Below are 24,266 nucleotides of genomic sequence, written 5' to 3' on the forward strand. Positions count from 1 at the left end.
GTAAGGTGGTTCCCGTCAGAACATGCATCGGCAGTCGCCGTCGTGCACCCCGGTCCTCCCTCCTCCGTGTCGTCGCCCTGAGCGACGGTCGCGTCGTGGCGGACCCGAAGGCAGTCATGCCGGGTCGGGGGGCATGGCTCACACCGACCGTCGAAGCACATGATCAGGCCGCCAAGCGACGGGCTTTCCGCCGGGCGCTCCGGCTGGATCATGAACCGGACACGTCCGCGGTGCGTGACTACCTCGAAGCGCTGTGCGCTGCAGAGCAGGCACGTCACCAGGACACGACAGAACAGGCTGAACGGCTTATGGACAACTGATGAGCGGCTCGAAATGAGACCCGTCATCCATTGAGTCCTGCCCCTTCACGGGGTGGGACCCGTGAAGGAGAACAGTGGCTAAACCACGCGTACACGAGATCGCATCCGAACTCGGTGTCGACAGCAAGACCGCAATGGAGAAGCTCAAGGAACTCGGCGAATTCGTCAAGGGCCCGAGCTCGAGCGTCGAACCCCCCGTCGCACGCAAGCTCCGCGCTGCGCTGCAGGCCGACGGCGCCCCGGCGTCGAAGCCCGCCGCAGCACCCGCCCCCGCAGCCGGCTCGGCATCGCCGAAGCCGGGCGGTGCCGCTCCCAGCAGCGCCGCTCCGGCCAAGTCGGGCCCGAAGCCCGGCGGCGTGAAGCCCGGCCCGGCTCGTCCCGCGCCCGCTCCGGCGGCGCCCGAGGCAGCTCCGGCCGAGGACACCTCCGCCGAGGCACCCGTGCAGCCCGCACCGAAGTCCGTCGCGCAGCGACAGGCCGAGGCCGAGGCGGCGCAGAAGGCCGCCGCAGCCGAGAAGGCCGCAGCCGAGCAGGCCGCGACCGACAAGGGTGACGGCAAGCCGACCGAGCCGAAGGGCGACGCCGTCAAGCCCGGCGGTGCCCCGAAGCCGGGCGCTGCAGCCGGCCCCAAGCCGGGTGGCCCGAAGCCGGGCGCACGTCCCGGCAACAACCCGTACGCGTCGAGCCAGGGCATGGGCTCGCGCCCGCCGCGCCCGGGCAACAACCCGTACTCCTCGAACCAGGGCATGGGCCAGCGCCCCGCCGGCGGCGCCGGTGGCGGCAACGGCATCCCGCGTCCCGCCCCGCCGCGTCCGGGCGTTCCCCGTCCGGGTGCTCCGCGTCCCGGTGGTCCCGGTCAGGGCAACCGTCCGAACGGCTTCGGGCAGCGCCCGGGCCAGGGTGGCGGCGGTCGTGGCGGCCCCGGTGGTCGTCCGGGCGGTGCCGGTGGTGCCGGTGGCGGCTTCCCGCGTCCGGCCTTCAGCGGCCCGCGTCCCGCCGGTGGCGGTGGCCGCGGTCGTGGCCCCGGTGGCGGTACGGCTGGTGCGTTCGGTCGCGGTGGCGGCAAGAGCCGTGCCCGCAAGTCGAAGCGGACGAAGCGCGCCGAGTACGAGATGCGGCAGGCGCCGTCGCTCGGTGGTGTGCAGGTCCCTCGCGGTGACGGCAACACGATCGTCTCGACTCCGTCGTGGTGCGAGCATCTCGGACTTCGCGGACAAGATCGACGCCATGCCCGGCAACCTCGTGACGGTGCTGTTCCACCTCGGTGAGATGGCGACCGCGACCGAGTCGCTGGACGAGGCGACGTTCGAGGTCCTCGGCGAGGAACTGGGCTACAAGATCCAGATCGTCTCGCCCGAGGACGAGGACAAGGAGCTCCTCGAGGGCTTCGACATCGACCTCGAAGCAGAACTCGAGGACGAGGACGACGACGTGCTGCAGCAGCGGCCGCCGGTGGTCACCGTCATGGGTCACGTCGACCACGGCAAGACCCGCCTCCTCGACGCGATCCGCAACTCGAAGGTCGTCGAGGGCGAGGCCGGTGGCATCACCCAGCACATCGGTGCCTACCAGATCGTCGCGCAGCACGAGGGCATCGACCGCCCGATCACCTTCATCGACACCCCTGGTCACGAGGCCTTCACGGCCATGCGTGCCCGTGGTGCCCAGGTGACGGACATCGCGATCCTCGTGGTCGCGGCGGACGACGGCATCATGCCGCAGACCATCGAGGCGTTGAACCACGCGCAGTCGGCCGGTGTGCCGATCGTCGTCGCGGTCAACAAGATCGACAAGGAAGGCGCGAACCCGGCCAAGGTCCGCCAGCAGCTCACCGAGTACAACCTGGTGGCCGAGGAGTACGGCGGCGACGTCATGTTCGTCGACGTGTCGGCACGGCAGAACATCGGCATCCAGGAGCTCCTGGACGCCGTGCTGCTCACCGCGGACGCCGGTCTCGACCTGCGTGCGAACCCCGACAAGGACGCCCGTGGTGTGGCGATCGAAGCCCGACTCGACAAGGGTCGCGGTGCAGTCGCCACGGTCCTCATCCAGTCCGGCACGCTCCACGTCGGTGACGCGATCGTGGCGGGGACGGCGTACGGCCGTGTCCGTGCGATGACGGACGAGAACGGTGTCGCGGTCAAGGCCGCGACGCCGAGCCGCCCGGTCCAGGTGCAGGGTCTGTCCTCGGTGCCCCGCGCCGGTGACACCTTCCTCGTCACGGAAGAAGACCGCACGGCTCGTCAGATCGCTGAGAAGCGTGAAGCGGCCGAGCGCAACGCCCTGCTGGCGAAGTCGCGCAAGCGCATCTCGCTCGAGGACTTCACCCGTGCACTCGAAGAGGGCAAGGTCGAGTCGCTCAACCTCATCATCAAGGGTGACGTCTCCGGTGCCGTCGAGGCACTCGAGCAGTCGCTCCTGGACATCGAGGTCGACGACAGCGTCCAGCTCCGCATCCTCCACCGCGGTGTCGGTGCGATCACGGAGTCGGACATCGACCTCGCCACGATCGACAACGCCATCGTCATCGGCTTCAACGTCCGTCCGGACGTCAAGGCCCGTGAGCGTGCGGCGCGCGAAGGCATCGACGTGCGCTTCTACTCGGTCATCTACAACGCACTCGACGACATCGAGCAGTCCCTCAAGGGCATGCTCAAGCCCGAGTACGAAGAGGTCCAGTCGGGCGTCGCCGAGATCCGCGAGGTGTTCCGTTCCTCGAAGTTCGGCAACATCGCCGGTGTCATCGTCCGGTCCGGCACGATCACGCGCAACGCCAAGGCGCGCGTCATCCGCGAAGGCGTGGTGGTCGCCGATGGTCTCGCCATCGAGTCGCTGCGTCGCTTCAAGGACGACGTCACCGAGGTCCGCACGGACTTCGAAGCCGGTATCGGTCTGGGCAAGTTCAACGACATCCAGATCGGCGACGAGGTCGAGACGACCGAACTCGTCGAGAAGCCGCGCGACTAGTCACGTGAGTACCCTGGGCCCCGGTCTCCCCGTGTGGGAGGCCGGGGCCCGTCCCCGTTCCACTGCTTTCCTCTGCCCCCAGGAGGCACCCCATGGCCGATCCGCAGCGCGCACGCAAGATGGCGGACCGCATCAAGGAAGTCGTCGCACGACGACTCGACAAGGGCCTGCGGGACCCGCGACTCGGGTTCGTCACGATCACCGACGTCCGTGTGACCGGTGACCTGCAGCACGCGTCGATCTTCTACACGGTGTACGGCACCGACGAGGAGCGTGCCGACTCCGCGGCAGCGCTCAAGGCCGCGACCGGCATGCTCCGGACCGAGGTCGGCAAGAACATCACCGCTCGGCTCACCCCGTCGATCGAGTTCATCGCCGACGCCCTGCCGGAGACCTCGGCGCACATGGAGGACCTGCTCGTGCAGGCCCAGGTCCGCGACGAGCAGGTCCGCGCGGCCGCCGTCGGTGCGACGTACGCCGGCGACGCCGACCCGTACAAGCGCGACGAGGACGACGACGACGACGCGGACGACGTCCGCGCCTGACCCGGCTCAGCCCTCCGGCAGCCGGTAGCCGCTCGCGTCGTCCCCGACGGCCAGTCCGTCGCGCAGGAGCGACGCGAGCGCCCGGTCCCGCTGTTCGGCGTCGGGCCAGACCGGCTCGATCTCGTCGCGGGTCACCGGGACGTCGCTGGCGCGCAGCTCGGCCATGATCAGGCCGCGCACCTGCCGGTCGCTGCCGGCGAACTTCGCCTGCCGCGGTGCGCGCGGGCCGTCGTGCGCCGGGTAGTCGGCGGCACGCCACGCGCAGCGGTCCGCGATCGGGCAGGCGTCGCACGCGGGGGAGCGGGCCACGCAGACGAGCGCGCCGAGCTCCATCACCGCCGCGTTGGTCGCCGCGGCGTCGTCGCGGTCCGCCGGCAGCACGGACTCCATCAGCGGGAGGTCCTGCTTCGCCTTGGCCGGCCCCGGTTCGCCCTGTCCGAGCAGCGCGCGGGCGAGGACCCGACGGACGTTCACGTCCACGACCGGGTGTCGGTCGCCGTACGCGAACACCGCGACGGCCCGCGCGGTGTAGTCGCCGATCCCCGGCAGCGCGAGCAGCGCGTCGACGTCGCGGGGCACCACGTTGCCGTGGGCGTCGGCGATCGCCGTCGCGGCCGCGTGCAACGCGAGCGCCCGTCTCGGGTAGCCGAGCCGGTCCCAGGCCCGCACCGCGTCCGCCGGGGGTGAGGCGGCGAGGTCCGCAGGGGTCGGCCACCGGGTGAGCCACGCCTCCAGTCGGGGGACGACGCGGGCCACCTGTGTCTGCTGCAGCATGATCTCGCTGACCAGCGTTCCCCAGGCGGGGAAGCCGGGGCGTCGCCAGGGCAGGTCGCGCGCCTCGTCGCGGAACCAGGCGATCAGCGGGGTCGCGATGTCCGGGCGGGGCGCTTCCTCCACAGCGGGTCGCGTGGGCGGGTCGTCCACGTTCTTCCTGGAGGCCCGGCGCGCGTTCACCACGACAGCCTACGGTGGGTGCATGGCACGTTGGGCACCCCAGGAGACCGACACGATGGCCGCGATCGCGGCCGAGGTGATCGCACAGGTCGGCACGAACCGCACCGTCATCGGCGTCGACGGACAGGACGGCACCGACCTCGAGCGGGTCGCCGCCGGGCTCGTCGCCGGCTTCGAACAGCACGGCGTGTCGGCGATGGCCGCCGCCGCTCCGTCGAGCGACGTCGACGCACTCCGCGCCGACCTCGTCGCACCCTTCCGGTCGACCGGCGCCGGCGACGGCGTCCTCGTCGTCCACGGGCACGGGGTCCTCGGGCACGGTGCCCGAGCGCTCTGGCGCTGGTCCCTGTGGGTCGAGCAGGAGCAGGGGCGGCTCGAACGCCGTGCCGACGTCAAGATCGCGGCGTCCGCGGTGCTCGACGTCACCGACCCGGAGCACCCCCGTCGCGAGTGGAACGACGCCTGCTGAGGTCCGGCGCCGCTGGTAATCTCCTACGGTGCTCGAAACCGCTCCCGACGGCATCCTCCTCGTCGACAAACCGCAGGGGATCTCCAGCCACCGGGTGGTCTCGATCGCCCGTCGTCGCCTGGGCCTGAAGAAGGTCGGTCACGCCGGCACGCTCGACCCCATGGCGACCGGTCTGCTGCTCCTCGGCATCGGCCCGTCGACCCGGCTCCTGACGCACCTCGTGGGCCTCGGCAAGACCTACACGGCGACGATCCGACTGGGCGTCGCCACCGACTCCGACGATGCCGACGGATCCCCGACGGCAGCCCTCGGGACGGCCTCGGCCGACGTGTCGGACGCCGCGGTCGAGACCGCGGTCGCCGCGCAGCGCGGTGAGATCGCCCAGGTCCCGTCGACGGTGAGCGCGATCAAGGTGGACGGCCGACGGGCGTACGACCTCGCGCGGAAGGGCGAGGACGTCGTCCTCAAGTCGCGCACCGTCACGGTGTCGCAGTTCGACGTGACCGGCCGGGGCGACCGGGTCGTCACCGTGGACGGTGCGGACGTCGCCGTGGTCGACCTCGACGTGGTGGTCACCTGCTCGTCGGGCACGTACGTCCGTGCCCTCGCCCGTGACGTCGGCGCCGCACTCGGCACCGGCGCCCACCTCACCGCGCTCCGTCGGACCCACGTCGGGCCGTTCGCGGTCGAGGACGCCGTCGACCTCGAGGACGACGACGTCGACGTCCGCGCCGCGCTCCAGCGGCCGGCCGACGTCGCCCGGCGGCTGTTCCCGGCGGTCCCGCTCGACGCCGCGGCCGCCAAGGACCTCTCCGACGGCAAGCGCGTCGCCGCCGAGCACCCCGACACCGACGGACCCGTGGCCGCCGTCGCCACGGACGGCGACCGGCTCGTCGGTCTCGTCTCCGTCCGGCGCGGACTGCTCCGCGTCATCACCAACTTCCCGGACGACGTCGACCGGACCAGGAGCGAACGCGTGATCGAGTGGTTCATGTGGGTGCAGCTCGTGATCGCGGTGGTCGCGGGCCTCTTCGCCGTGGTCGTCGGGTTCATCGGGTGGAAGCCGAACGACTACACCGTCGGGTCACTCGTCCTGGTCGAACTCCTGCTCCTCGCACAGGGCGTCATCTCGCTCGTGCTCCCCGCCGTCGGCAGCCCGCCGAAGGGGAACGCGCTCGAGTTCGGCGTGTACGCGGTGTCGGTGCTGCTCGTGCCGCCGGCGACCATCGTCTGGGCGCTCATCGACCGGACGAAGTGGAGCACGGTCGTCCTCGGCGCCGGCGCGTTCACCGTCGCCGTGATGGTCTACCGGATGTACCAGATCTGGTTCGCGCTGAACTGACGCGCTGCGTCCTCGTGCACCCACGGCGTCGGTAGAATCGGTGCAATGGCGACCAGATCCTCACTCGCGACCGGCATCGGCCGAGTCCTCATCGCCGTGTACGGCGTCCTGGCATTGGCGGCGACCGGTCGGAGCGTCGTCCAGATCATCGAGAAGTTCGACTTCGCGCCCTTCGCCTACACGCTGAGCGCCGTCGCCGCGGTCGTCTACATCGTCGCCATGATCGCGCTCATCGTGCCGGGTCGCTTCTGGTACCGGGTCGCCTGCGTCACCATCGTCTTCGAGATGACCGGCGTGCTCGTCATCGGGACGCTCTCGCTCTTCGACCGGGCCCTGTTCCCCGATGACACCATCTGGTCGTACTACGGGCTGGGCTACGCGTTCGGCGCCGCTCGTGCTGCCGGCCGCCGGGCTCTGGTGGCTCCGCAAGCACCACCGCGCCGCCGACGACACCGAGGCCTCGCCCGCGACCGCCGTGTCGGCCGGCGAGTAGGGGAGCGACGTGCAGTACTACGACGACATCGAGGACGTGGCCCAGGGGGGGGGGGGGGGGGGGGGGGGGGGGGGGGGGGGGGCTTCGGGCCGAGCGCGGTCACGATCGGCAAGTTCGACGGGGTCCACGTCGGGCACCGTGCGGTCATCGCGCACCTCGAGCGTGCGGCGCAGGAGAACGGACTGGTCTCCACCGTCGTCACCTTCGACCGGCACCCGCTGAACGTCATCGACCCCGTCAAGGTCCCCCCGGCGCTGACCAGCGCCGCGCAGCGACGGGAGCTCCTCGACGAGGTCGGGGTCGACGCGACGCTGCTGCTCCGGTTCGACCAGGACCTGCAGTCGAAGGCGCCAGAGGCCTTCGTGTCCGAGATCCTGGTGGACACCCTGCACGCCCGGCTCGTGTTCGTCGGCAGTGACTTCCGCTTCGGCGCGAAGGGCGCAGGCGACGTCGCGCTCCTCCGCGAGCTCGGCGAGCAGCTGGGCTTCACGGTCGAGCTCATCGACGACGTCGACCTGGTGGACGACGTTCGGCCGGACGGTGAACGTCGGGTCTCCTCGACGTGGATCCGTGAGCTCCTCGGCGACGGCCGCGTGGCCGAGGCCGCACGACTGCTCGGCCGCGAGCACGCGGTGCGGAGCGTCGTGGTGCACGGCAACCAGCGCGGCCGTGCGATGGGGTACCCGACCGCGAACCTCGACCCGGCGTGCGAGGGCTTCGTGCCCGCCGACGGCGTGTACGCGGCGCGGGTCCTGCACGACGGCACGGTGTACCCGGCGGCGGTGTCGGTCGGCAACAACCCGACGTTCGAGGGCGTGCCCGCGAAGCAGATCGAAGCGCACCTGCTCGACGTCGACATCGACCTCTACGGGGAGACGATCTCCGTGCTCTTCGTCTCGTACGTGCGCGGCATGGTGAAGTTCTCGTCGATGGACGAACTCGCCGAGCAGATGCGGCAGGACGACCTCGACATCCGGCTGCTGCTGGGGCTGCCTGCGCCGGTCTGACGCCGCGCTCGCGCGCGGCGCCGGTCTGACGCCGCGCGATCTCGCTGCGCGGCGACGCCGCACACCACGGAGCCCCCGTGACCAGAAGGTCGCGGGGGCTCCGTCGTGGTGTGCCGAGTGTGTCAGCCGCCGAGCGCGTCGAGCCAGATCTTGCGTGCGTCCAGCGCTTCCTGGGCGTCCTTGATCTTGCGCGCGTCGCCGGACGCCTGGGCCTGCGCGAGCTCGGCCTCGAGCTTGCCGATGGCGTCCTCCAGCTGGCTCGCGAGGCCGTTCTGCCGGGCCTTGCGCTCCGGGTCGGATGCCTTCCAGTGCTGGTCCTCGAGGCTGCGCACGTGGTCCTCGACGGCACGGAGCCGGTCCTCGACGCGACGGACGTCCGCGCGGGGGACCTTGCCGATCTCGTCCCAGCGGCGCTGGATGCCCGTGAGGGTCCGGCGTGCCGCCACCCGGTCGGTCGCCTTCAGGAGCGGTTCGGCCTCGGTCAGGAGCGCCTGCTTCGCGACGAGGTTCTCGGAGTACTCCTCGTTCTCGGCGGCGACCTCGGCGTGTCGCTGCTCGAACAGCACGTCACCGGCCGCCTTGAAGCGGGCCCAGAGCGCGTCGTCGTGCCGCTTGCCGGCACGACCCGCAGCCTTCCAGTCGTCCAGCAGGTCGCGGTACGCACCGATCGCGTCCGCGCCGCGCGGCGCGAGGGCCTCGGCCTGCTGCACGAGCTCCTGCTTGCGGTTCCGGGCGTCGCGGTGCTGGGCGTCGAGCTCGGAGTAGAACGCACGACGGTGCTGGTCGACCGTCGAGCGGGCGGCGCGGAAGCGCTTCCAGAGCTCGTTGGCCTCGTTCTTGGGGATGCGCGGGCCGTCGTGCTGGTGCTGCTGCCACCGCGCGAAGACGTCGTCGAGCTGCGCGGTGATCTGCTTCCACTGCGCCCGAGCGGGGTCGACGGCGGCCAGCGCCTCGGCTTCCTCGACCAGGGCGGTGCGGTGCGCGAGGGCGTCGGCGAGGGCCTGCTGGGCCTGCTCCGCCTGCTCCTTGGTGAGCGAGCCGAGCTGCTCCGTCAGCGCGCCGACGCGGGTCTCGAGCGCCTTGAGGTCGCCGACGACGCGGGCTTCGGCCACCAGGGCCTGCAAGTGCTCGACCGTCCGGGCGACGTCGTTCGCCGAGGCACCGCGCTGGACGCGCTGCTCGGCGATCTTCACCTGCCCCTCGAGGTCGGCGTACTTCCGCGAGAAGTAGGCGAGCGCTTCTTCGGGCGTCGCGTCCGGGTACTCACCGACGGCTTTCTCGGTGTCCTCGTACCGGACGTACACCGTCCCGTTCTCGTCGACCCGGCCCCAGGTCGTTGCTTCGTCAGGTCCCACAGGTCTCGCCTCGATCGTGGTCGTGCATCACCGACGTCGCCGTCGGCACGGTCAGATCGTCAGCCTATTGCACGGACGGCGTCTGCGACTGGCCGGGACGGCGCGCCTGTGGACTACTTCTCGCGTTCGATCGTCGCGCCGGTGATCTTCGTCGCGACCTTCGGCGTCCCGCTGCCGTCGTCGCCGGCCGACGAGACGCCCTTCGAGGTGATCTCCGAGACGAGGTCGTCGAGGCCGCTCGTGACCTTGCCCACCACGGTGTAGCCGCCGGTCGACCCGTCCAGCGTCGTGTCGCCGAAGACGATGAAGAACTGCGTGCTCTGCGAGTACGCCGTGGCGCCGCGGGCGATCGCGAGGGTGCCCTTCTCGTAGACCCCGTCGCTCGGGACGTTCTCGAGCGGGCCGTACTCGAAGCCGGCGTCCCCGGTGCCGTCGCCGTTCGCCGAACCGCACTGCAGGAAGGCGAAGCCCTTGCTGTCGGCGAGCCGGTGGCACGTGGTGCCGTTGTAGAACTGGTCCTGGATGAGCTTGACCTCGACGCTCGTGGCCTGCGGGGCCTTCTTCCCGTCGAGCTCGATGCCGAGCCGCACGTCCTTGTTCAGGGTCAGCGACCCGGTCCAGGTGGAGTCCTTCGCGATCGACTTGCTCGGGACATCGCCGGTGTTCGCGGCGGTGGCACTGGCCGACGGGGTCGGCGTGGGCGTGGCGGTCGCGCTGGCGTCGGCCTTCCCGCCGTCCTGCGAACCGGCGAACGCGATCTGGGATCCGGTCGCCAGGGCGGCGACGAGCACGAGGACCGCCGGTGCGACGAGGTTGTCCCGCAGGCGCCGGCGCCGCTGACGGTCGTGGAGGCCCTGTCGCGCCTCGTAGAGGCGGAGGCGCTCACGCGCTCCTTGCTGTCACGCGCCTGGTTCTTCGGTGCCACGGTGCTCTTCTGACCTCTCGTCGAGTGTGCGACGAGCGTAGCGGAACCGACCCTTCCACCTGCCTGGAGGCGCGCCCCTGTCGGTGGGGCCGCCTACGATTGGGTGCATGGCAGCGGACCGTTCGGGCATGCGTGCGCCCACGACGGGCGGTCACGCCGGACTCGCGCAGGGTTCCGTCCCGCTCGCGGTCCGGATGCGCCCCACCAGCCTCGACGAGGTCGCCGGGCAGCAGCACCTGCTGGGCCGCGGCAGTCCGCTCGTGCAGCTCGCGACCGGCACGCGCGAGAACCCCGGCGGCGTCTCCGTGATCCTCTGGGGTCCGCCCGGCACCGGCAAGACCACGCTCGCGCAGGCGATCGCCCGCCAGTCCGGGCGCGAGTTCGTCGAGCTCTCGGCGGTCACCGCCGGCGTCAAGGACGTGCGCGAGGTGATGGAGAAGGCCCTGACGCACCGCGACCTCTACGGCGCCACGACCGTGCTGTTCCTCGACGAGATCCACCGGTTCAGCAAGGCGCAGCAGGACGCCCTGCTGCCCGGGGTCGAGAACGGGTGGGTCATCCTCATCGCGGCCACCACCGAGAACCCCTCGTTCTCGGTCATCTCCCCCCCCTGCTGTCCCGCTCCCTGCTCCTCACGCTGAAGCCCCTCACCGACGAGGACCTCGGCATGCTCGTCGACCGCGCGGTGGAGGACCCTCGTGGCCTCGGCGGGTCGGTCGTCCTCGGGGACGAAGCCCGCAGTGCGATCATCCGGCTGTCCTCCGGTGACGCCCGCCGCGCCCTCACCGCGCTCGAGGCGGCTGCGTCCTCCGCGGTCGCCGCGCAGGACCCCGACGACGAGGGCGACGCGCTCGACGGCGTCGAGACGGTCCCGGTGATCGACGCCGACACCGTCGCGGCTGCCGTCGACCGTGCGCTGCTCCGCTACGACCGGCAGGGCGACGAGCACTACGACGTCATCAGTGCGTTCATCAAGTCCGTGCGGGGGAGCGACGTCGACGCGGCGCTCCACTACCTGGCACGCATGATCGAAGCGGGCGAGGACCCCCGGTTCATCGCGCGCCGCATCATCATCTCCGCGTCAGAGGACATCGGCATGGCCGATCCGCAGGCGCTGCCGATCGCGGTCGCCGCGGCGCAGGCGGTGCAGCTCATCGGCATGCCCGAGGGTCGGATCCCGCTGGCCGAGGCAGTGGTCTACCTGGCGACCGCGCCGAAGTCGAACGCCGCGTACAACGGGGTGAACGCCGCGGTCGCCGACGTGAAGGCCGGCCGACTCGGGGTCGTCCCGATGCACCTCCGCGACGCCCACTACCCCGGTGCGAAGCGGCTCGGCCACGGCAAGGGGTACGTGTACTCGCACGACGCCGAGCACGGGGTCGCCGAACAGCAGTACCTGCCGGACGCACTCGAGGGCACCGAGTACTACACGCCGACCGCCAACGGCTACGAGCGCGAGGTGGGCCCGCGCCTCGAACGGCTCCGGAAGATCACCCGCGGCGAGTAGCGCAGGCGGGTTCTCCCGGCGTCCGGATGCTGCTATCGTTGACGGGCCTACGTCCTGGTCCTCGCGTGCGGCTGCGTCGAGGACACAGTGCCACAGCAGTGGCACGGGGACAGAGGTTCGGACTGTAGCCGTCCGATCCCACAGGCTCATCCCTCTGGATCCCTTCGTCGGGTTCGACCGCTCGTGCGCGTGCGGTGACCGACGATCAGTTCAGTTCAGTACAGAGAAAAGGACCCTGTGTCTACCAAGTCACGCACCCGCAGCAAGACCCGCCTGTCCCGCGCGCTCGGCATCCCGCTGACGCCGAAGGCGGCCCGTTACCTCGAGAAGCGCCCCTACGGCCCCGGTGAGCACGGCCGCACCCGCCGTCGCGCGGACAGCGACTACGCCGTCCGTCTCCGTGAGAAGCAGCGTCTGCGCGCCCAGTACGGCATTCGCGAGAAGCAGCTCCGCATCGTCTTCGAAGAGGCCCGCAAGACGAAGGGCCTGACCGGTGAGAACCTGGTCGAGCTCCTCGAGCAGCGCCTCGACGCCCTCGTGCTCCGTGCCGGCTTCGCCCGCACGACCGCGCAGGCCCGTCAGCTGATCGTGCACCGCCACATCCTCGTCGACGGCAAGCTCGTCGACCGCCCCTCCTTCCGCGTCAAGGAGGGCCAGCTCATCCACGTGAAGCAGCGCTCCGAGTCGCTCGAGCCCTTCCAGGTCGCCGCTGCCGGTGGCCACCAGGAAGTCCTCCCGAAGGTCCCGGGCTACCTCGAGGTCGAGATCGACAAGCTCCAGGCTCGCCTGGCCCGTCGTCCGAAGCGCGCCGAGGTCCCCGTGACCTGTGAAGTGCAGCTCGTCGTCGAGTACTACGCAGCTCGCTGATCTCCTGATCACACCCGAACGGCGGGTCGTCCTCTCCACAGGACGGCCCGCCGTTCGGCGTTCCCGGCCGGCTCCATCAGTAAGATCGTCTGGGCACGCACCGCTCGCGCGTGCAGAGGGAGAGGCACCGTGAAGCAGCTGTTCTTCGTCGTCGTCGGCGTCGTCATCGGGTTCGCCGTCGCGCACCGGGTCGCGAACACCCCCGGCGGCGCACGCTTCTTCGCCGACGTCGACGCCCGCACGAAGGCCTTCACGGGTGCCGTCGCCGACGGCTACCGCTCCCGCGAGGCCGAACTCCGCACCGACGCCTGACGTCGCGCACCCCGCCGCCGTCCTGGCACTCCCCGCCGAACCTGAATCAGGAAGCACCATGCAGACCGCAGAGATCCGCCGCCGTTGGCTCCAGTTCTTCGGTGACCGCGGCCACACCGTCGTCCCGTCCGCCTCGCTCGTGTCGGACGACCCGTCGCTCCTGTTCACGGTGGCCGGCATGGTGCCGTTCATCCCGTACCTGACCGGGCTCGTCCCGTCGCCGTACCCGCGTGCCACCAGCGTGCAGAAGTGCATCCGCACGAACGACATCGAAGAGGTCGGCAAGACTCCGCGGCACGGCACGTTCTTCCAGATGAACGGCAACTTCTCGTTCGGCGACTACTTCAAGGAGCAGGCGATCCAGTACGCCTGGGAGTTCCTGACGCAGCCCGAGTCCGACGGCGGTCTCGGCTTCTCGCCGGACGACCTCTGGGTGACGGTCTACGAAGAGGACGACGAGGCGATCGCGTTCTGGAAGCAGCACTCGTCCCTGCCCGAGGAGCGCATCCAGCGGCTCGGCAAGGACACCAACTACTGGTCGACCGGGCAGCCCGGTCCGGCGGGCCCCTGCTCGGAGATCTTCTTCGACCGTGGCCCCGAGTACGGCATCGACGGCGGCCCGGCCACCGACGACGACCGCTACGTCGAGATCTGGAACCTCGTCTTCATGCAGTACCAGATCGCCGACGTGCGGTCGAAGTACGACTTCGAGATCACCGGCGAGCTGCCGAACAAGAACATCGACACCGGCATGGGCCTCGAGCGCGTCGCGTTCATCAAGCAGGGCGTCGACAACATGTACGAGATCGACCAGGTCCGTCCGGTCCTCGACCGCGCGGCGGAGATCTCCGGTCGTCGCTACGGCGCGGTGCACGAGGACGACGTCCGCATGCGCGTCATCGCCGACCACGTCCGGTCCGCGCTCATGCTCATCGCCGACGGGGTCAGCCCGTCGAACGAGGGCCGCGGCTACATCCTCCGCCGGCTGCTCCGTCGCACGGTCCGCGCGATGCGCCTGCTCGGCGTCGAGGGGGCGACCTTCCCGGAGCTCTTCCCCGCGTCGCGCGACGCCATGCGGGACGCCTACCCCGAGGTCGGCTCCGACTACGACCGGATCTCGCGCATCGCCTACGCGGAAGAGGAGACCTTCCTCCGCACGCTGGCGCAGGGCACCACGATCCTCGACGTCGCGGTCGAGCGTGCCAAGCAGGACGGTGCGCCCTCGATCGGCGGCGACACGGCGTTCCTGCTCCACGACACGTTCGGGTTCCCGATCGACCTGACGATGGAGATGGCGGAAGAAGCCGGCGTCCACGTCGACCGCTCCGCCTTCGAGACCCTGATGTCCGAGCAGCGCGCGCGGGCGAAGGCGGACGCGAAGAGCAAGAAGACCGCCCTCGCCGACCTCAGCGTCTACAGCGCCTTCCGGGCGAAGGGCGAGACGGTCTTCCTCGGCTACGACGCGCTCGAGGCGGAGACGAACGTCCTCGGCATCATCGTCGGCGGCGTCAGCGTCGACCGTGCGGTCGCGGGTGACATCGCCGAGGTCATCCTCGGTGAGACCTCCCTGTACGCCGAGTCCGGTGGGCAGGACGCCGACCAGGGCTCCATCGTGGGCAACGGCTTCGACCTCGAGGTGCTCGACGTGCAGCGCCCGGTCGCCGGGCTCTGGAGCCACACCGTGCAGGTCCGGTCGGGCGAGGTCGGGGTCGGTGCGCCGGCGACGACCGTGGTCGACTCCGAGTACCGCCGCGTGCGCGACCCAGGCCCACTCCGCGACGCACCTGGTGAACGCCGCGCTCCGCGACATCCTCGGGCCGGAGGCGCTGCAGGCCGGCTCGTACAACAAGTCCGGCTACATGCGCCTCGACTTCTCGTGGTCGCAGCCGGTCTCGCTCGCGACGCGCTCCGAGATCGAGGAAGTGGTGAACAACGCGATCCGCTCCGACCTCGAGGTCTCGACCCGGGTCCTCCCGCTCGACGAGGCCAAGTCCCTCGGTGCGCAGGCGCTCTTCGGTGAGAAGTACGGCTCCGAGGTCCGCATGGTCGACATCGGTGGCCCGTGGTCCCGCGAGCTCTGCGGTGGCACGCACGTCGCCTCGAGCGCCCAGGTCGGGCTCGTCAACCTGGTGGGGGGAGTCGAGCGTCGGTTCGACGAACCGCCGCGTCGAGGCCCTCGTCGGACTCGAGGGCTTCCGCGACCTCGCCGTCGAGCGGACCATCGTGTCGCAGCTCTCGAGCGCGCTCAAGGCCCCGCGCGAGGACCTTCCGACGCGCGTGCAGTCCCTGATGGAGGACCTGCGGGCGCGCAGAAGCGGATCGCCGAGTTCGAGTCCGCGAACCTGCAGCAGCGCGTGCCGTCGCTCGCACGCCAGGCGACGACCGTCGGCGCCACGACCGTGGTGGCGGAGTCGGTGCAGGGCCTGCAGTCCGGCGACGACCTCCGCGCGCTCGCGACGGGCGTCCGCAGCCAGCTCGGTGACGGTGCCGCCGTCGTCGTGCTGGGCGCCGTCATCAACGACAAGCCCGTCGTCATCGTCGCCACCAACGACGCCGCCCGCGCGGCCGGGGTCCAGGCGGGCCCGCTCGCGAAGGAGGCCGCCGGCGTGCTCGGTGGTGGTGGCGGCGGCAAGCCGGACCTCGCGCAGGGCGGTGGCACGGACGCGTCCGCGCTGCCGGCTGCGCTGCGTGCGGTGACCGACCGGCTCGCGGCCTGACCGTGGCGATCCGTTCCGGGCGGCGACTCGGCGTCGACGTCGGTCGCGCCCGGATCGGGGTCGCGGTGTGCGACCGCGACGGACTCCTCGCGACGCCGGTGGAGACCGTCGCGCGCGACGACGCGACCGACGTGCGCCGGATCGCCGAGCTCGCGGACGAGTACGACGTCCTCGAGATCGTCGTCGGGCTCCCGCTGTCGATGTCGGGCGGGGACACCCCGTCCACCGCCGATGCCCGGGAGTTCGCAGCCCGGCTCGCCGAGCACCGACCCGTGCGCCTGGTGGACGAACGCCTGTCGACGGTGACCGCCCAGCGGGGGCTGCACCAGGCCGGCCGGAACACGAAGAAGTCCCGCGCCGTGATCGACCAAGCGGCCGCTGTTATCATTCTGCAACAAGCGCTCGACCACGAGCGTGGCGTCCAGTGCCCCACCGGGGGCCACGCTCCCCTGAACCGGGCTCCCTGCCGTCGACCGAGACGACGATGCCCAGGCGGAGTTCCCGACCGAGAGACCGAGGACCGTTGGCAGACGACCTGGACTGGAACGCGATCATCGCGCCCGGCAACGACGCCGAGCGGCGGAAGACCCCTTCCGGCCGTGCGGCCACCCCCGATGAGCGCGGCGACGCGGTCGACCCCCACCAGCGCGAGTGCGGAGCCCACGCGGCACCTGTCCCGGCGTGAAGCCCGCGCTGCCGAGGCCGCTCGAGCGGCCGACGCGGAGCGCCGGTCGGCGGAGGCCGAGCGCGCCGACGCAGCGGCTCGCGCCTCCGAGACGGCGCGTGCAGCCGAGGCGGCCGGCACGGCCGACCGCCCGGCCTCGCCGGCCGACGCACCCGTCGCGCGGAGCGCGGCGGAACTGCACCCCGAGGTCCACGCGCTCCTGACCGGCGAGGTACACCTCGACGACACCGACCGCGCATCCGCATCGGCGGGCGCGGGCGGTCCGGCCCAGGGCGACGACGGGCCTGGAGGCACGGGAGACGACGGACGCGGCGGTCGCGGTGGACGCGGGGAGCCTCCAGGGCGCCACGCGAGCCGCGTGGTCCGCGTCGGAAGCGACGTCGCGGCCCTCATCGCGGGCATCGTCATCGTGGCGGTCGTGCTCGCCGGAGGGGTGTCGGCGTACGCGTTCGCGGCGCCCAAGATCCAGCAGGTCATCGCCGCGGTCAGCGGGAGCAAGGAACCCGACGACTACTCGGGCAGCGGCACCAGCAAGGTGACGATCACGATCAAGCAGGGCGACATCGGCGAGGACGTCGCGAAGACGCTGCAGCGCAGTGGCGTCGTGAAGTCCTCGAAGGTGTTCTACAAGCTGCTGCTCGCGGCGCCGGACGTCCAGTTCCAGCCGGGTTCGTACGCGCTCAAGAAGAAGATGAGCTCGAAGACGGCCCTCGCCGCGCTGCAGGACACGAAGAACCGCGTGCAGGCGTCGATCGTCATCCCCGAGGGCACCGCGCTGCAGGACGTCGAGGCCGGCATGGTCTCGAAGGCGGGCCTGTCGGAAGCCGACGTCGCCGCGGCCGCGAAGGACCTCGCCGCCTACGGCCTGCCGGCGAACGTCACCACGCTCGAGGGCTGGCTCTTCCCGGCCACGTACCCGATCAACCCGGGGTGGACGGCCACGCAGTACTTCAAGTCGATGGTCGACACCATGAAGGAGCACCTCGCCGCGGCGGGCGTCGCCGAGGCCGACCAGGAGCACGTGATCGTCTTCGCGTCCCTCGTGCAGAAGGAAGCCGGCCTCGCCGCCGACTACCCGAAGGTCGCCCGGGTGTTCCAGAACCGGCTCGACAAGGGCATGAAGCTGCCAGTCCGACGCCACGGTGGCCTACGGCACCGGGAACACGCACACGGTGACCACCACCGACGCCGAGCGTGCCGACGCGGGCAACCGGTACAACACCTACGTGCACGACGGGCTGCCGCCGGCGCCGATCTCGAACCCGGGCGACCTCGCCATCAACGCGGTGACGAAGATGGCCACGGGCAACTGGGAGTACTTCGTGACGGTGAACCTCGAGACCGGGGAGACGGTGTTCTCGGACACCTACGCCCAGCACCTCGTGGCGGTGAAGCAGTTCCAGGCCTGGCTCCGCGCGCACCCCGACTACCAGTAGTCGCGGGCCGCGTCGCACGGGTGTGCGCTGTGGGAGGATGGGGACCATGCTTCGTTGGTTGACCGCTGGTGAGTCCCACGGACCCGAACTGATCGCGATGCTCGAGGGACTGCCCGCGGGCGTCCCGGTGTCGTTCGAGTCCATCCGTACCGACCTCGCGCGTCGCAAGCTCGGCTACGGCCGTGGGTCCCGCATGAAGTTCGAGCAGGACGAGCTGCACGTGTCCGGCGGTGTCCGGCACGGGTACTCCTCGGCAGCCCGATCGCGATCCGCATCGGCAACACCGAGTGGCCGAAGTGGGTCGAGGTCATGAACCCCGAGCCCGTCGAGCAGACCGAGCTCTCCCGCGGTCGCAGCGCCCCACTGACCCGGCCCCGTCCGGGTCACGCCGACCTGGTCGGCATGCAGAAGTACGGCTTCGACGAGGCCCGTCCGATCCTCGAGCGCGCCTCCGCTCGCGAGACCGCTGCCCGGGTCGCGCTCGGCGCCGTCGCGAAGTCGTTCCTGGCGGAGCTCGGCATCCGCTCCGTGGCGCACACCCTGCAGGTCGGCACCGTCCGCGTGCCCGACGGCACCGCGCTGCCGCTGCCGGACGACGTCGACCGCCTCGACGAGGACCAGCTGCGCTGCTTCGACGCCGAGACCTCCGCCCGCATGGTGACCGAGGTCGAGGCCGCGAAGAAGGACGGCGACACCCTGGGCGGTGTCGTCGAGGTGCTGTTCTACGGCGTCCCGCCGGGCCTCGGCTCGCACGTGCAGTGGGACCGTCGACTCGACGCCCGACTCGCGGCCGCGATCATGGGCATCCAGGCGATCAAGGGCGTCGAGGTCGGCGACGGCTTCCGCGACCGCTGCCCGCCGCGGGTCCGAGGCGCACGACGAGCTCTACCGCGAGGACGGCGAGATCGTCCGGACGACCGACCGTGCCGGCGGCACCGAGGGCGGCATGTCGACCGGTACCGTGCTGCGCGTCCGCGCCGGCATGAAGCCGATCGCCACCGTCCCGCACGCGCTGCACACCATCGACGTCACCACCGGCGAGGACGCGTCGGCGCACCACCAGCGCTCCGACGTCTGCGCCGTGCCCGCCGCGGGTGTCGTGGCCGAGGCCATGGTCGCGCTCGTGCTCGCCGACGCCGTGCTCGAGAAGTTCGGCGGGGACAACGTCGTCGAGACGAAGCGGAACCTCGACGCCTACCTGGCGTCGATCCCGGAGACGCTCCGCAGCCGTCGCACCGAGGCCGCCGAGCACTCCACCGCCCGGTGAGCACCACCGCGTCCGCGGCTCCCGTCGTCGTCATCGGGCCGATGGGGGCCGGCAAGTCGAGCGTCGGCAAGCGCGTCGCCAAGGCGCTCGGCGTGCCGTTCACGGACACCGACCGGGTGATCGCCCGCGAGCACGGGCCGATCCCGGGGATCTTCGCCGACCGGGGCGAACCGGCGTTCCGTGCGCTCGAGGCCGAGGCCGTCCGCGCGGCCCTGGCGACCGGCGGGGTGATCGCCGTCGGCGGCGGTGCGGTCACGCACGCCGCCACGCGGGACGCCATGGCCGGTGCCCGGGTCGTCCTGCTCACGGTCTCGCCCGAGGCCGTCGCCGACCGGATCGCCGGCAGCGACCGACCGCTGCTCGCGAACGGCGGCATCGACGCCTGGCAGACCATCCTCGACGAGCGCGCGGCGACCTACGCCGAACTCGCGCACGCCGTCTTCGACACCTCTCGTCGGCCGATGTCCCACGTCGTCGACGACGTCGTCGCGTGGCTGCGCGCCGACGCCACCACGAACGAAGGAACCCCGTGAGCGAGTCCGCCGAGTCGATCCTGCCGGAGGGCACCACCGAGATCCGGGTCGGCGGTGACGACGGCTACGTGGTGGCGGTCGGCAACGACCTGCTCGGTTCCGTGCCGGCGCTGCTCGGACCCCGCGTCGCCAAGGTCCTCATCGTGCACGCGCCGACGCTCGGTGCGCGGGCGAACGGTCTGCGCGACCTGCTCGTCGACGCGGGGCTCGACGCGCTCATCGCCGAGGTCCCCGACGCCGAGGGCGCCAAGCGTGTCGAGGTCGCCGCGTTCTGCTGGCAGATCATGGGCCAGTCGGACTTCACCCGCACCGACGCCGTCATCGGCCTGGGTGGCGGTGCCGTGACCGACCTCGCCGGCTTCGTCGCCGCGACGTGGCTGCGGGGTGTGCCGTACGTGGCGATCCCGACGAGCGTGCTCGGCATGGTGGACGCGAGCGTCGGCGGCAAGACCGGGATCAACACGAACGAGGGGAAGAACCTCGTCGGTGCCTTCTACCCGCCCCGCGCCGTCGTGGCGGACCTCGACCTCGTGCGCACCCTGCCGCGGAACGAGATCCTGACCGGCTTCGCCGAGATCGTGAAGGCCGGGTTCATCGCCGTGCCCGAGATCCTCGACATCGTCGAGGCCGATGTCGCACGGGTCACCGACCCCACCACGCCGGAGTTCCGCCGGGTCGTCGAGCTCGCGATCCAGCTCAAGGCCGAGGTCGTCTCGGACGACTTCACCGAGCAGGGCCGGCGCGAGGTCCTGAACTACGGGCACACCCTCGGGCACGCGATCGAGCACGCGGAGCGCTACCAGTGGCGGCACGGTGCGGCGGTGTCGGTCGGCATGGTGTTCGCCGCCGAGCTCGCGCGCCTGACCGGGCACCTGGACGACGCCACGGTGGACCGGCACCGCTCGATCCTCGAGTCGCTCGAGCTCCCGACGACGTACGGGGTCGGCCGGTGGGAGGGGCTCCTGGCGACCATGCGCCGTGACAAGAAGGCGCGTGCCGGCATACTGCGGTTCATCATCCTCGACGGGGTCGGCAAGCCGGTCACGCTCGAGGGCCCCGAGGACCACCTGCTCTTCACCGCCTACCAGGAGGTCGGCGTCTAGCGGGTCGTCAGCGCAGCACCCGTCGGGTGCGCCGCCACCACCACTTCACCCGCATCGAGACGGTCAGCACGTCGGTGCGCTTCCACTCGTGGAACTCGGCGAGCGTCGCGCCGTTCTCCCATGCCCAGTACTCGTCGGAGTCGCACTCCGGATCGAACGCGTCGGGCAGTGGCTTGAAGATCGGCATCAGTCGCAGTCCTTCGTCGTCGGTCTGGGGGACGGCCGCGCGGTACGCCGCCGGAGTGCGCGGTCAGCGAGCCGCCGGTCCGTCTTCGACCACCACGCTACGTCGGCGGAGGCCGCGCAGCACAGCGATCGAAATGTCGTGTACCGGATCGTGGTCCGGTTGGGAGACGGCCCAGGTGAAGCGCTCCCACGCATGGTCGCGGTCGGCGGCTCGTCGTACCCGGTGTGCACCGATCAGGCTGACGACGGCGGCCGCGATCGCCGCGCCGGCGGCGATGACCGCCCCAATGAGTGCTGTCTCCATGACGGCAGCCTGCGGCACTGGGCTCGACGTGGAGGGGGACGCGGGCCGACCTGTGGAGACCGAGCCGTGCCTCCAGGCTGTGGAGGAGCGGACCACGCAGGCCGGGGGAGCAGACTGAACCCGTGCCCACCCCGCCCCGCCTGAGCGACCTCGGCAGCGCCCCCGACGTCGAGACCGGAACCCTCCGGTCCCGCGGACGACGGTTCGCCGAGCTCCTCGCGATCGCCCGCCGTCACGAGCTCCTGCCGTTCCGTCGCCTCGACTTCTCGCACGACCCCGACAAGTCCGCGCTCCGCACCCGGCAGGCCGACCACCTGCGCCGCGCGCTCGAGGAGGCCGGCGGCGGCTTCGTGAAGATGGGCCAGCTGCTCTCGACCCGCGACGACCTGCTGCCGGAGGAGTGGACCGAGGGACTCGCGCACCTGCAGCGGAGCGTGACGCCGGCCGACCCGGACGAAGTGGCGGCGCTCCTCGAACGGGAACTCGGTGCGCCGGTCGAGCAGGTCTTCTCGGCGTTCGACCCCGTGCCCGTCGCGGCCGCGTCCATCGCCCAGGTGCACCGCGCCCGGCTGACCGACGGCACGAGCGTCGCCGTGAAGGTCCAGCGGCCGGGCATCGACACGGCCGTGCGGCGGGACGTCGACATCGCGCTCCGGGTGGTCCGCTTCATGGCGCGGCTCTCGACCGAGGCTCGGCAGGTCGGCGTGCAGGACGTCGCGGCGCAGTACGCCGACGACCTGATCCGCCAGGTGGACTTCACCTCCGAGCTGCGGAACCTCACCGCGCTCCGTGCGGCGCAGGCCCGGAGCGCACGGCCGGACGAGGTGCGCTTCCCGGACCCGTACCCGGAGCTCTCCGGGCGGCGCGTGCTCGTGATGGAGTTCCTCGAGGGGGACACGCTCAGCGCGATCCGGGCCGAGCGGTCCGACCGTGACCTCGACGCCCCGATGCGGGCGATCCTCCGCGTGTTCCTGCGGCAGGTCGTCTTCGACGGGGTCTACCACGCGGACATGCACCCCGGGAACGTCCTGCTGCTGCCCGACGGCCGGCCGGCGCTCATCGACTTCGGCTCCGTCGGGCGGCTCGACCCCGGCCTGCGGGACACGGTGCAGCAGCTCCTGGCCGCGTACATCCAGGACGACACCGAGGCCATCGCCGACGCCGTGCTCCGGATGGCGCCGGTGCGCGACGCCGAGGACGAACCGGACTTCCGACGCGCCATCGCCCGGTTCGTCGCCGACGAGCTCGGTCCCGGTGCCCGCATCGGGGTGGAGACCGTGGACGACGCCGTCGAGGTGTTCGGCCGCTACCGCCTGAAGCCACCGCCGGACTTCGTGGCGGCTGCCCGTGCCCTCGCGATCTTCGAGGGGACCCTCCGCACCCTCACGCCGTCGTTCGACCTGCTCGAGGAGTCCCGCTCGCTCGCCGGCGAGCAGATCCGCGACCAGCTGCGACCGGGGCGGATCCGCGACGTCGCCGTCCGCGAGCTGTTCGGCGCGGTGTCGGCCGCGCGCCGCCTGCCACGCCGGGTGGACCGGATCGGGGAGGCGATCGAGACCGGCAAGCTGTCCGTGAACATCCGGCTGTTCTCCGACCGGCGTGACCGCCGGACCCTGAACGGCGTCATCCGCCGCGTGCTGCTGGTGCTGCTCGGCGCCGGCGCCGGCGTGCTGTCGATCGTGTACCTGGCGCTGCCGGCGCGTCCGACCGCGGTGCTCTCGACCGGCGTCGCCGGGGGGCTGCTCGGTGGCGCGGCGGTGGTGCTGCTCGCCTGGGCGGCGATCGACGCCGCGGTCGCCCGGAAGCGGGAGTGACCCCGGCCCTGTCCGCTACACTCGTCCGCGGGCCCGAGCGGCCCCAAGACCTTCACAACACACGACCGAACGGGACACCGAAGACTCATGGCCAGTACCACTGACATCAAGAACGGCGCCGTTCTCATCATCGACGGGCAGCTCTGGTCGGTCGTCGAGTTCCAGCACGTCAAGCCGGGCAAGGGCGGCGCGTTCGTGCGCACCAAGCTCAAGAACGTCGTGTCGGGCAAGGTCGTCGACCGCACCTTCAACGCGGGTGCGAAGATCGAGACCGCGACCGTGGACCGCCGCGACTACCAGTACCTCTACGAGGACGGCGACTCGTACGTGTTCATGGACACCGACACCTACGACCAGATCCCGGTCCCCGCGACGGTCGTCGGCGACGCGAAGAACTTCCTCCTCGAGTCCGCGATGGTGACCATCGCGATCAACGAGGGCACCCCGCTCTACATCGAGCTCCCGACCTCGATCACCACCGAGATCGAGACCGAGCCGGGCCTGCAGGGCGACCGCTCGTCGGGTGGCACGAAGCCGGCCACGATCAAGGCGACCGGCTACCAGATCCAGGTGCCGCTGTACCTCGAGACCGACACCGCTGGTGAAGATCGACACGCGCGACGGCAACTTCCTCGGCCGCGTCAACTCCTAGGCGCTGACCGTATGAGTGCTCGTTCGAAGGCCCGCAAGCGCGCCCTCGACATGCTGTACGTCGCCGAGGTGCGGGAGCTTCCCGATCTCGGACGTCCTCGCCACCGAGACGGTCCGCCACCTGGACCAGCCGGAGCGCGCCTCCAGCTGGGACTACGCGCGGCAGATCGTCACGGGCGTGGACGACGACCGTCACGAGATCGACAAGGTCATCGTGGAGCACGCGCAGGGCTGGTCCATCGCCCGTATGCCTCGTGCTCGACCGGTGCATCCTCCGCATGGGTGTCTGCCGGGAGCTCCGGTTCAACCCGGAGGTCCCCGACGCCGTCGCGATCGCCGAGGCCGTCGAGCTCGCCCAGTCCCTGTCGACGGAGGAGTCCGCCGGGTTCGTCAACGGCGTGCTCGGCGCGGTCGCCGGTGGCCGCGGCCCGGGCGAGAAGGACGACCACGGCGACCACGCACCGTCCGGTCGGACGGTCGCAGGGGACCAGGAGTCCCGGTAGGGTT

Annotated in this window: 17 protein-coding genes and 6 pseudogenes; 18 read left to right on the forward strand and 5 right to left on the reverse strand. The window is 71.2% G+C overall.

Going from position 1 to position 24,266, the window contains the following annotated elements; all coding sequences use genetic code 11:
- Nucleotides 1–5: 5 nt before the first annotated feature.
- The 3 genes and pseudogenes from ACZ8AI_RS10385 (at nucleotide 6) to rbfA (ending at nucleotide 3,832) form a co-directional block, all read left to right on the forward strand.
- A complete protein-coding gene (locus tag ACZ8AI_RS10385) occupies nucleotides 6–320 on the forward strand; it encodes a YlxR family protein (protein ID WP_464858229.1) in 315 nt (104 codons plus the stop codon).
- A 74-nt stretch (nucleotides 321–394) separates the two neighbouring features.
- Nucleotides 395–3,287 (forward strand): annotated as a pseudogene (infB, locus tag ACZ8AI_RS10390) (translation initiation factor IF-2).
- A gap of 92 nt (nucleotides 3,288–3,379) precedes the next feature.
- Nucleotides 3,380–3,832, forward strand: a complete 453-nt coding sequence (gene rbfA / locus ACZ8AI_RS10395; protein ID WP_464858230.1) for a 30S ribosome-binding factor RbfA — start codon at nucleotides 3,380–3,382, stop codon at nucleotides 3,830–3,832.
- Nucleotides 3,833–3,838: 6 nt separating this feature from the next.
- Here rbfA and ACZ8AI_RS10400 read toward each other — a convergent pair whose 3' ends face one another.
- Nucleotides 3,839–4,756 (reverse strand): HhH-GPD family protein, encoded by a 918-nt coding sequence (locus ACZ8AI_RS10400; protein ID WP_464858231.1) that lies wholly within the window; start codon nucleotides 4,754–4,756, stop codon nucleotides 3,839–3,841.
- Nucleotides 4,757–4,808: 52 nt separating this feature from the next.
- Here ACZ8AI_RS10400 and ACZ8AI_RS10405 point away from each other — a divergent pair, with 52 nt between their 5' ends.
- From ACZ8AI_RS10405 to ACZ8AI_RS10415, 3 genes are read left to right on the forward strand one after another with little or no spacing between them, the layout of a single operon-like run.
- Nucleotides 4,809–5,255 carry a hypothetical protein gene (locus ACZ8AI_RS10405; RefSeq protein ID WP_464858232.1) on the forward strand — a complete coding sequence of 149 codons (447 nt, stop codon included), beginning with the start codon at nucleotides 4,809–4,811 and terminating at the stop codon, nucleotides 5,253–5,255.
- 28 nt (nucleotides 5,256–5,283) lie between these two features.
- Complete coding sequence (truB, locus tag ACZ8AI_RS10410; RefSeq protein WP_464858233.1) at nucleotides 5,284–6,597, forward strand: tRNA pseudouridine(55) synthase TruB; 1,314 nt, start codon at nucleotides 5,284–5,286, stop codon at nucleotides 6,595–6,597.
- A 45-nt stretch (nucleotides 6,598–6,642) separates the two neighbouring features.
- Nucleotides 6,643–8,097 carry a bifunctional riboflavin kinase/FAD synthetase gene (locus ACZ8AI_RS10415; protein ID WP_464858234.1) on the forward strand — a complete coding sequence of 485 codons (1,455 nt, stop codon included), beginning with the start codon at nucleotides 6,643–6,645 and terminating at the stop codon, nucleotides 8,095–8,097.
- Nucleotides 8,098–8,219: 122 nt separating this feature from the next.
- Here the strand turns inward: ACZ8AI_RS10415 and ACZ8AI_RS10420 are convergent, their stop codons facing one another.
- Together ACZ8AI_RS10420 and ACZ8AI_RS10425 are read right to left on the reverse strand one after the other, a co-directional pair.
- A complete protein-coding gene (locus tag ACZ8AI_RS10420) occupies nucleotides 8,220–9,452 on the reverse strand; it encodes a DUF349 domain-containing protein (protein WP_175477471.1) in 1,233 nt (410 codons plus the stop codon).
- A gap of 113 nt (nucleotides 9,453–9,565) precedes the next feature.
- Nucleotides 9,566–10,243, reverse strand: coding sequence for a peptidylprolyl isomerase (locus ACZ8AI_RS10425; RefSeq protein WP_464858235.1), 678 nt, complete (start codon nucleotides 10,241–10,243; stop codon nucleotides 9,566–9,568).
- Between the two features lie 262 nt (nucleotides 10,244–10,505).
- Between ACZ8AI_RS10425 and ACZ8AI_RS10430 the strand changes: the two are divergent.
- The 9 genes and pseudogenes from ACZ8AI_RS10430 (at nucleotide 10,506) to aroB (ending at nucleotide 20,804) form a co-directional block, all read left to right on the forward strand.
- Nucleotides 10,506–11,884, forward strand: a pseudogene (locus ACZ8AI_RS10430) (replication-associated recombination protein A).
- 237 nt (nucleotides 11,885–12,121) lie between these two features.
- On the forward strand, nucleotides 12,122–12,751 hold the full coding sequence (gene rpsD / locus ACZ8AI_RS10435) for a 30S ribosomal protein S4 (RefSeq protein ID WP_022905490.1): 630 nt from the start codon (nucleotides 12,122–12,124) through the stop codon (nucleotides 12,749–12,751).
- A 129-nt stretch (nucleotides 12,752–12,880) separates the two neighbouring features.
- Nucleotides 12,881–13,063 carry a hypothetical protein gene (locus ACZ8AI_RS10440; protein WP_071291760.1) on the forward strand — a complete coding sequence of 61 codons (183 nt, stop codon included), beginning with the start codon at nucleotides 12,881–12,883 and terminating at the stop codon, nucleotides 13,061–13,063.
- Nucleotides 13,064–13,121: 58 nt separating this feature from the next.
- Nucleotides 13,122–15,780 (forward strand): annotated as a pseudogene (alaS, locus tag ACZ8AI_RS10445) (alanine--tRNA ligase).
- Nucleotides 15,781–15,788: 8 nt separating this feature from the next.
- Nucleotides 15,789–16,238: pseudogene (gene ruvX, locus ACZ8AI_RS10450) on the forward strand (Holliday junction resolvase RuvX); the annotation flags it as partial.
- A 156-nt stretch (nucleotides 16,239–16,394) separates the two neighbouring features.
- Complete coding sequence (locus tag ACZ8AI_RS10455; RefSeq protein ID WP_464858485.1) at nucleotides 16,395–17,963, forward strand: endolytic transglycosylase MltG; 1,569 nt, start codon at nucleotides 16,395–16,397, stop codon at nucleotides 17,961–17,963.
- Nucleotides 17,948–19,168 (forward strand): annotated as a pseudogene (gene aroC / locus ACZ8AI_RS10460) (chorismate synthase). The gene ACZ8AI_RS10455 and the pseudogene aroC overlap by 16 nt, the downstream one beginning before the upstream one ends.
- Nucleotides 19,165–19,701, forward strand: a complete 537-nt coding sequence (locus ACZ8AI_RS10465; RefSeq protein WP_464858238.1) for a shikimate kinase — start codon at nucleotides 19,165–19,167, stop codon at nucleotides 19,699–19,701. Before aroC ends, ACZ8AI_RS10465 begins: the two are co-directional and overlap by 4 nt.
- A 20-nt stretch (nucleotides 19,702–19,721) precedes the next feature.
- The gene (aroB, locus tag ACZ8AI_RS10470; RefSeq protein WP_464858487.1) at nucleotides 19,722–20,804 is read left to right on the forward strand and encodes a 3-dehydroquinate synthase; all 1,083 of its coding nucleotides are present in this window, start codon (nucleotides 19,722–19,724) and stop codon (nucleotides 20,802–20,804) included.
- A 7-nt stretch (nucleotides 20,805–20,811) separates the two neighbouring features.
- On the opposite strand, the gene ACZ8AI_RS10475 is transcribed toward aroB, so the two are convergent.
- The gene (locus tag ACZ8AI_RS10475; RefSeq protein ID WP_464858239.1) at nucleotides 20,812–20,991 is read right to left on the reverse strand and encodes a hypothetical protein; all 180 of its coding nucleotides are present in this window, start codon (nucleotides 20,989–20,991) and stop codon (nucleotides 20,812–20,814) included.
- Nucleotides 20,992–21,054: 63 nt separating this feature from the next.
- Nucleotides 21,055–21,294, reverse strand: coding sequence for a hypothetical protein (locus tag ACZ8AI_RS10480; RefSeq protein ID WP_464858241.1), 240 nt, complete (start codon nucleotides 21,292–21,294; stop codon nucleotides 21,055–21,057).
- A gap of 122 nt (nucleotides 21,295–21,416) precedes the next feature.
- Between ACZ8AI_RS10480 and ACZ8AI_RS10485 the strand changes: the two genes are divergently transcribed.
- The 3 genes and pseudogenes from ACZ8AI_RS10485 to ACZ8AI_RS10495 all read left to right on the forward strand — a co-directional run bounded on the left by ACZ8AI_RS10485 (nucleotide 21,417) and on the right by ACZ8AI_RS10495 (nucleotide 24,262).
- Nucleotides 21,417–23,108: an ABC1 kinase family protein gene (locus ACZ8AI_RS10485; protein ID WP_464858242.1), complete on the forward strand. Its 1,692-nt coding sequence runs from the start codon at nucleotides 21,417–21,419 to the stop codon at nucleotides 23,106–23,108.
- Nucleotides 23,109–23,195: 87 nt separating this feature from the next.
- Nucleotides 23,196–23,760 (forward strand): annotated as a pseudogene (gene efp, locus ACZ8AI_RS10490) (elongation factor P).
- Nucleotides 23,761–24,037: 277 nt separating this feature from the next.
- A complete protein-coding gene (locus ACZ8AI_RS10495) occupies nucleotides 24,038–24,262 on the forward strand; it encodes a transcription antitermination protein NusB (protein WP_464858243.1) in 225 nt (74 codons plus the stop codon).
- Nucleotides 24,263–24,266 lie beyond the last annotated feature (4 nt).

Source organism: Curtobacterium sp. AC273, from assembly GCF_979253735.1.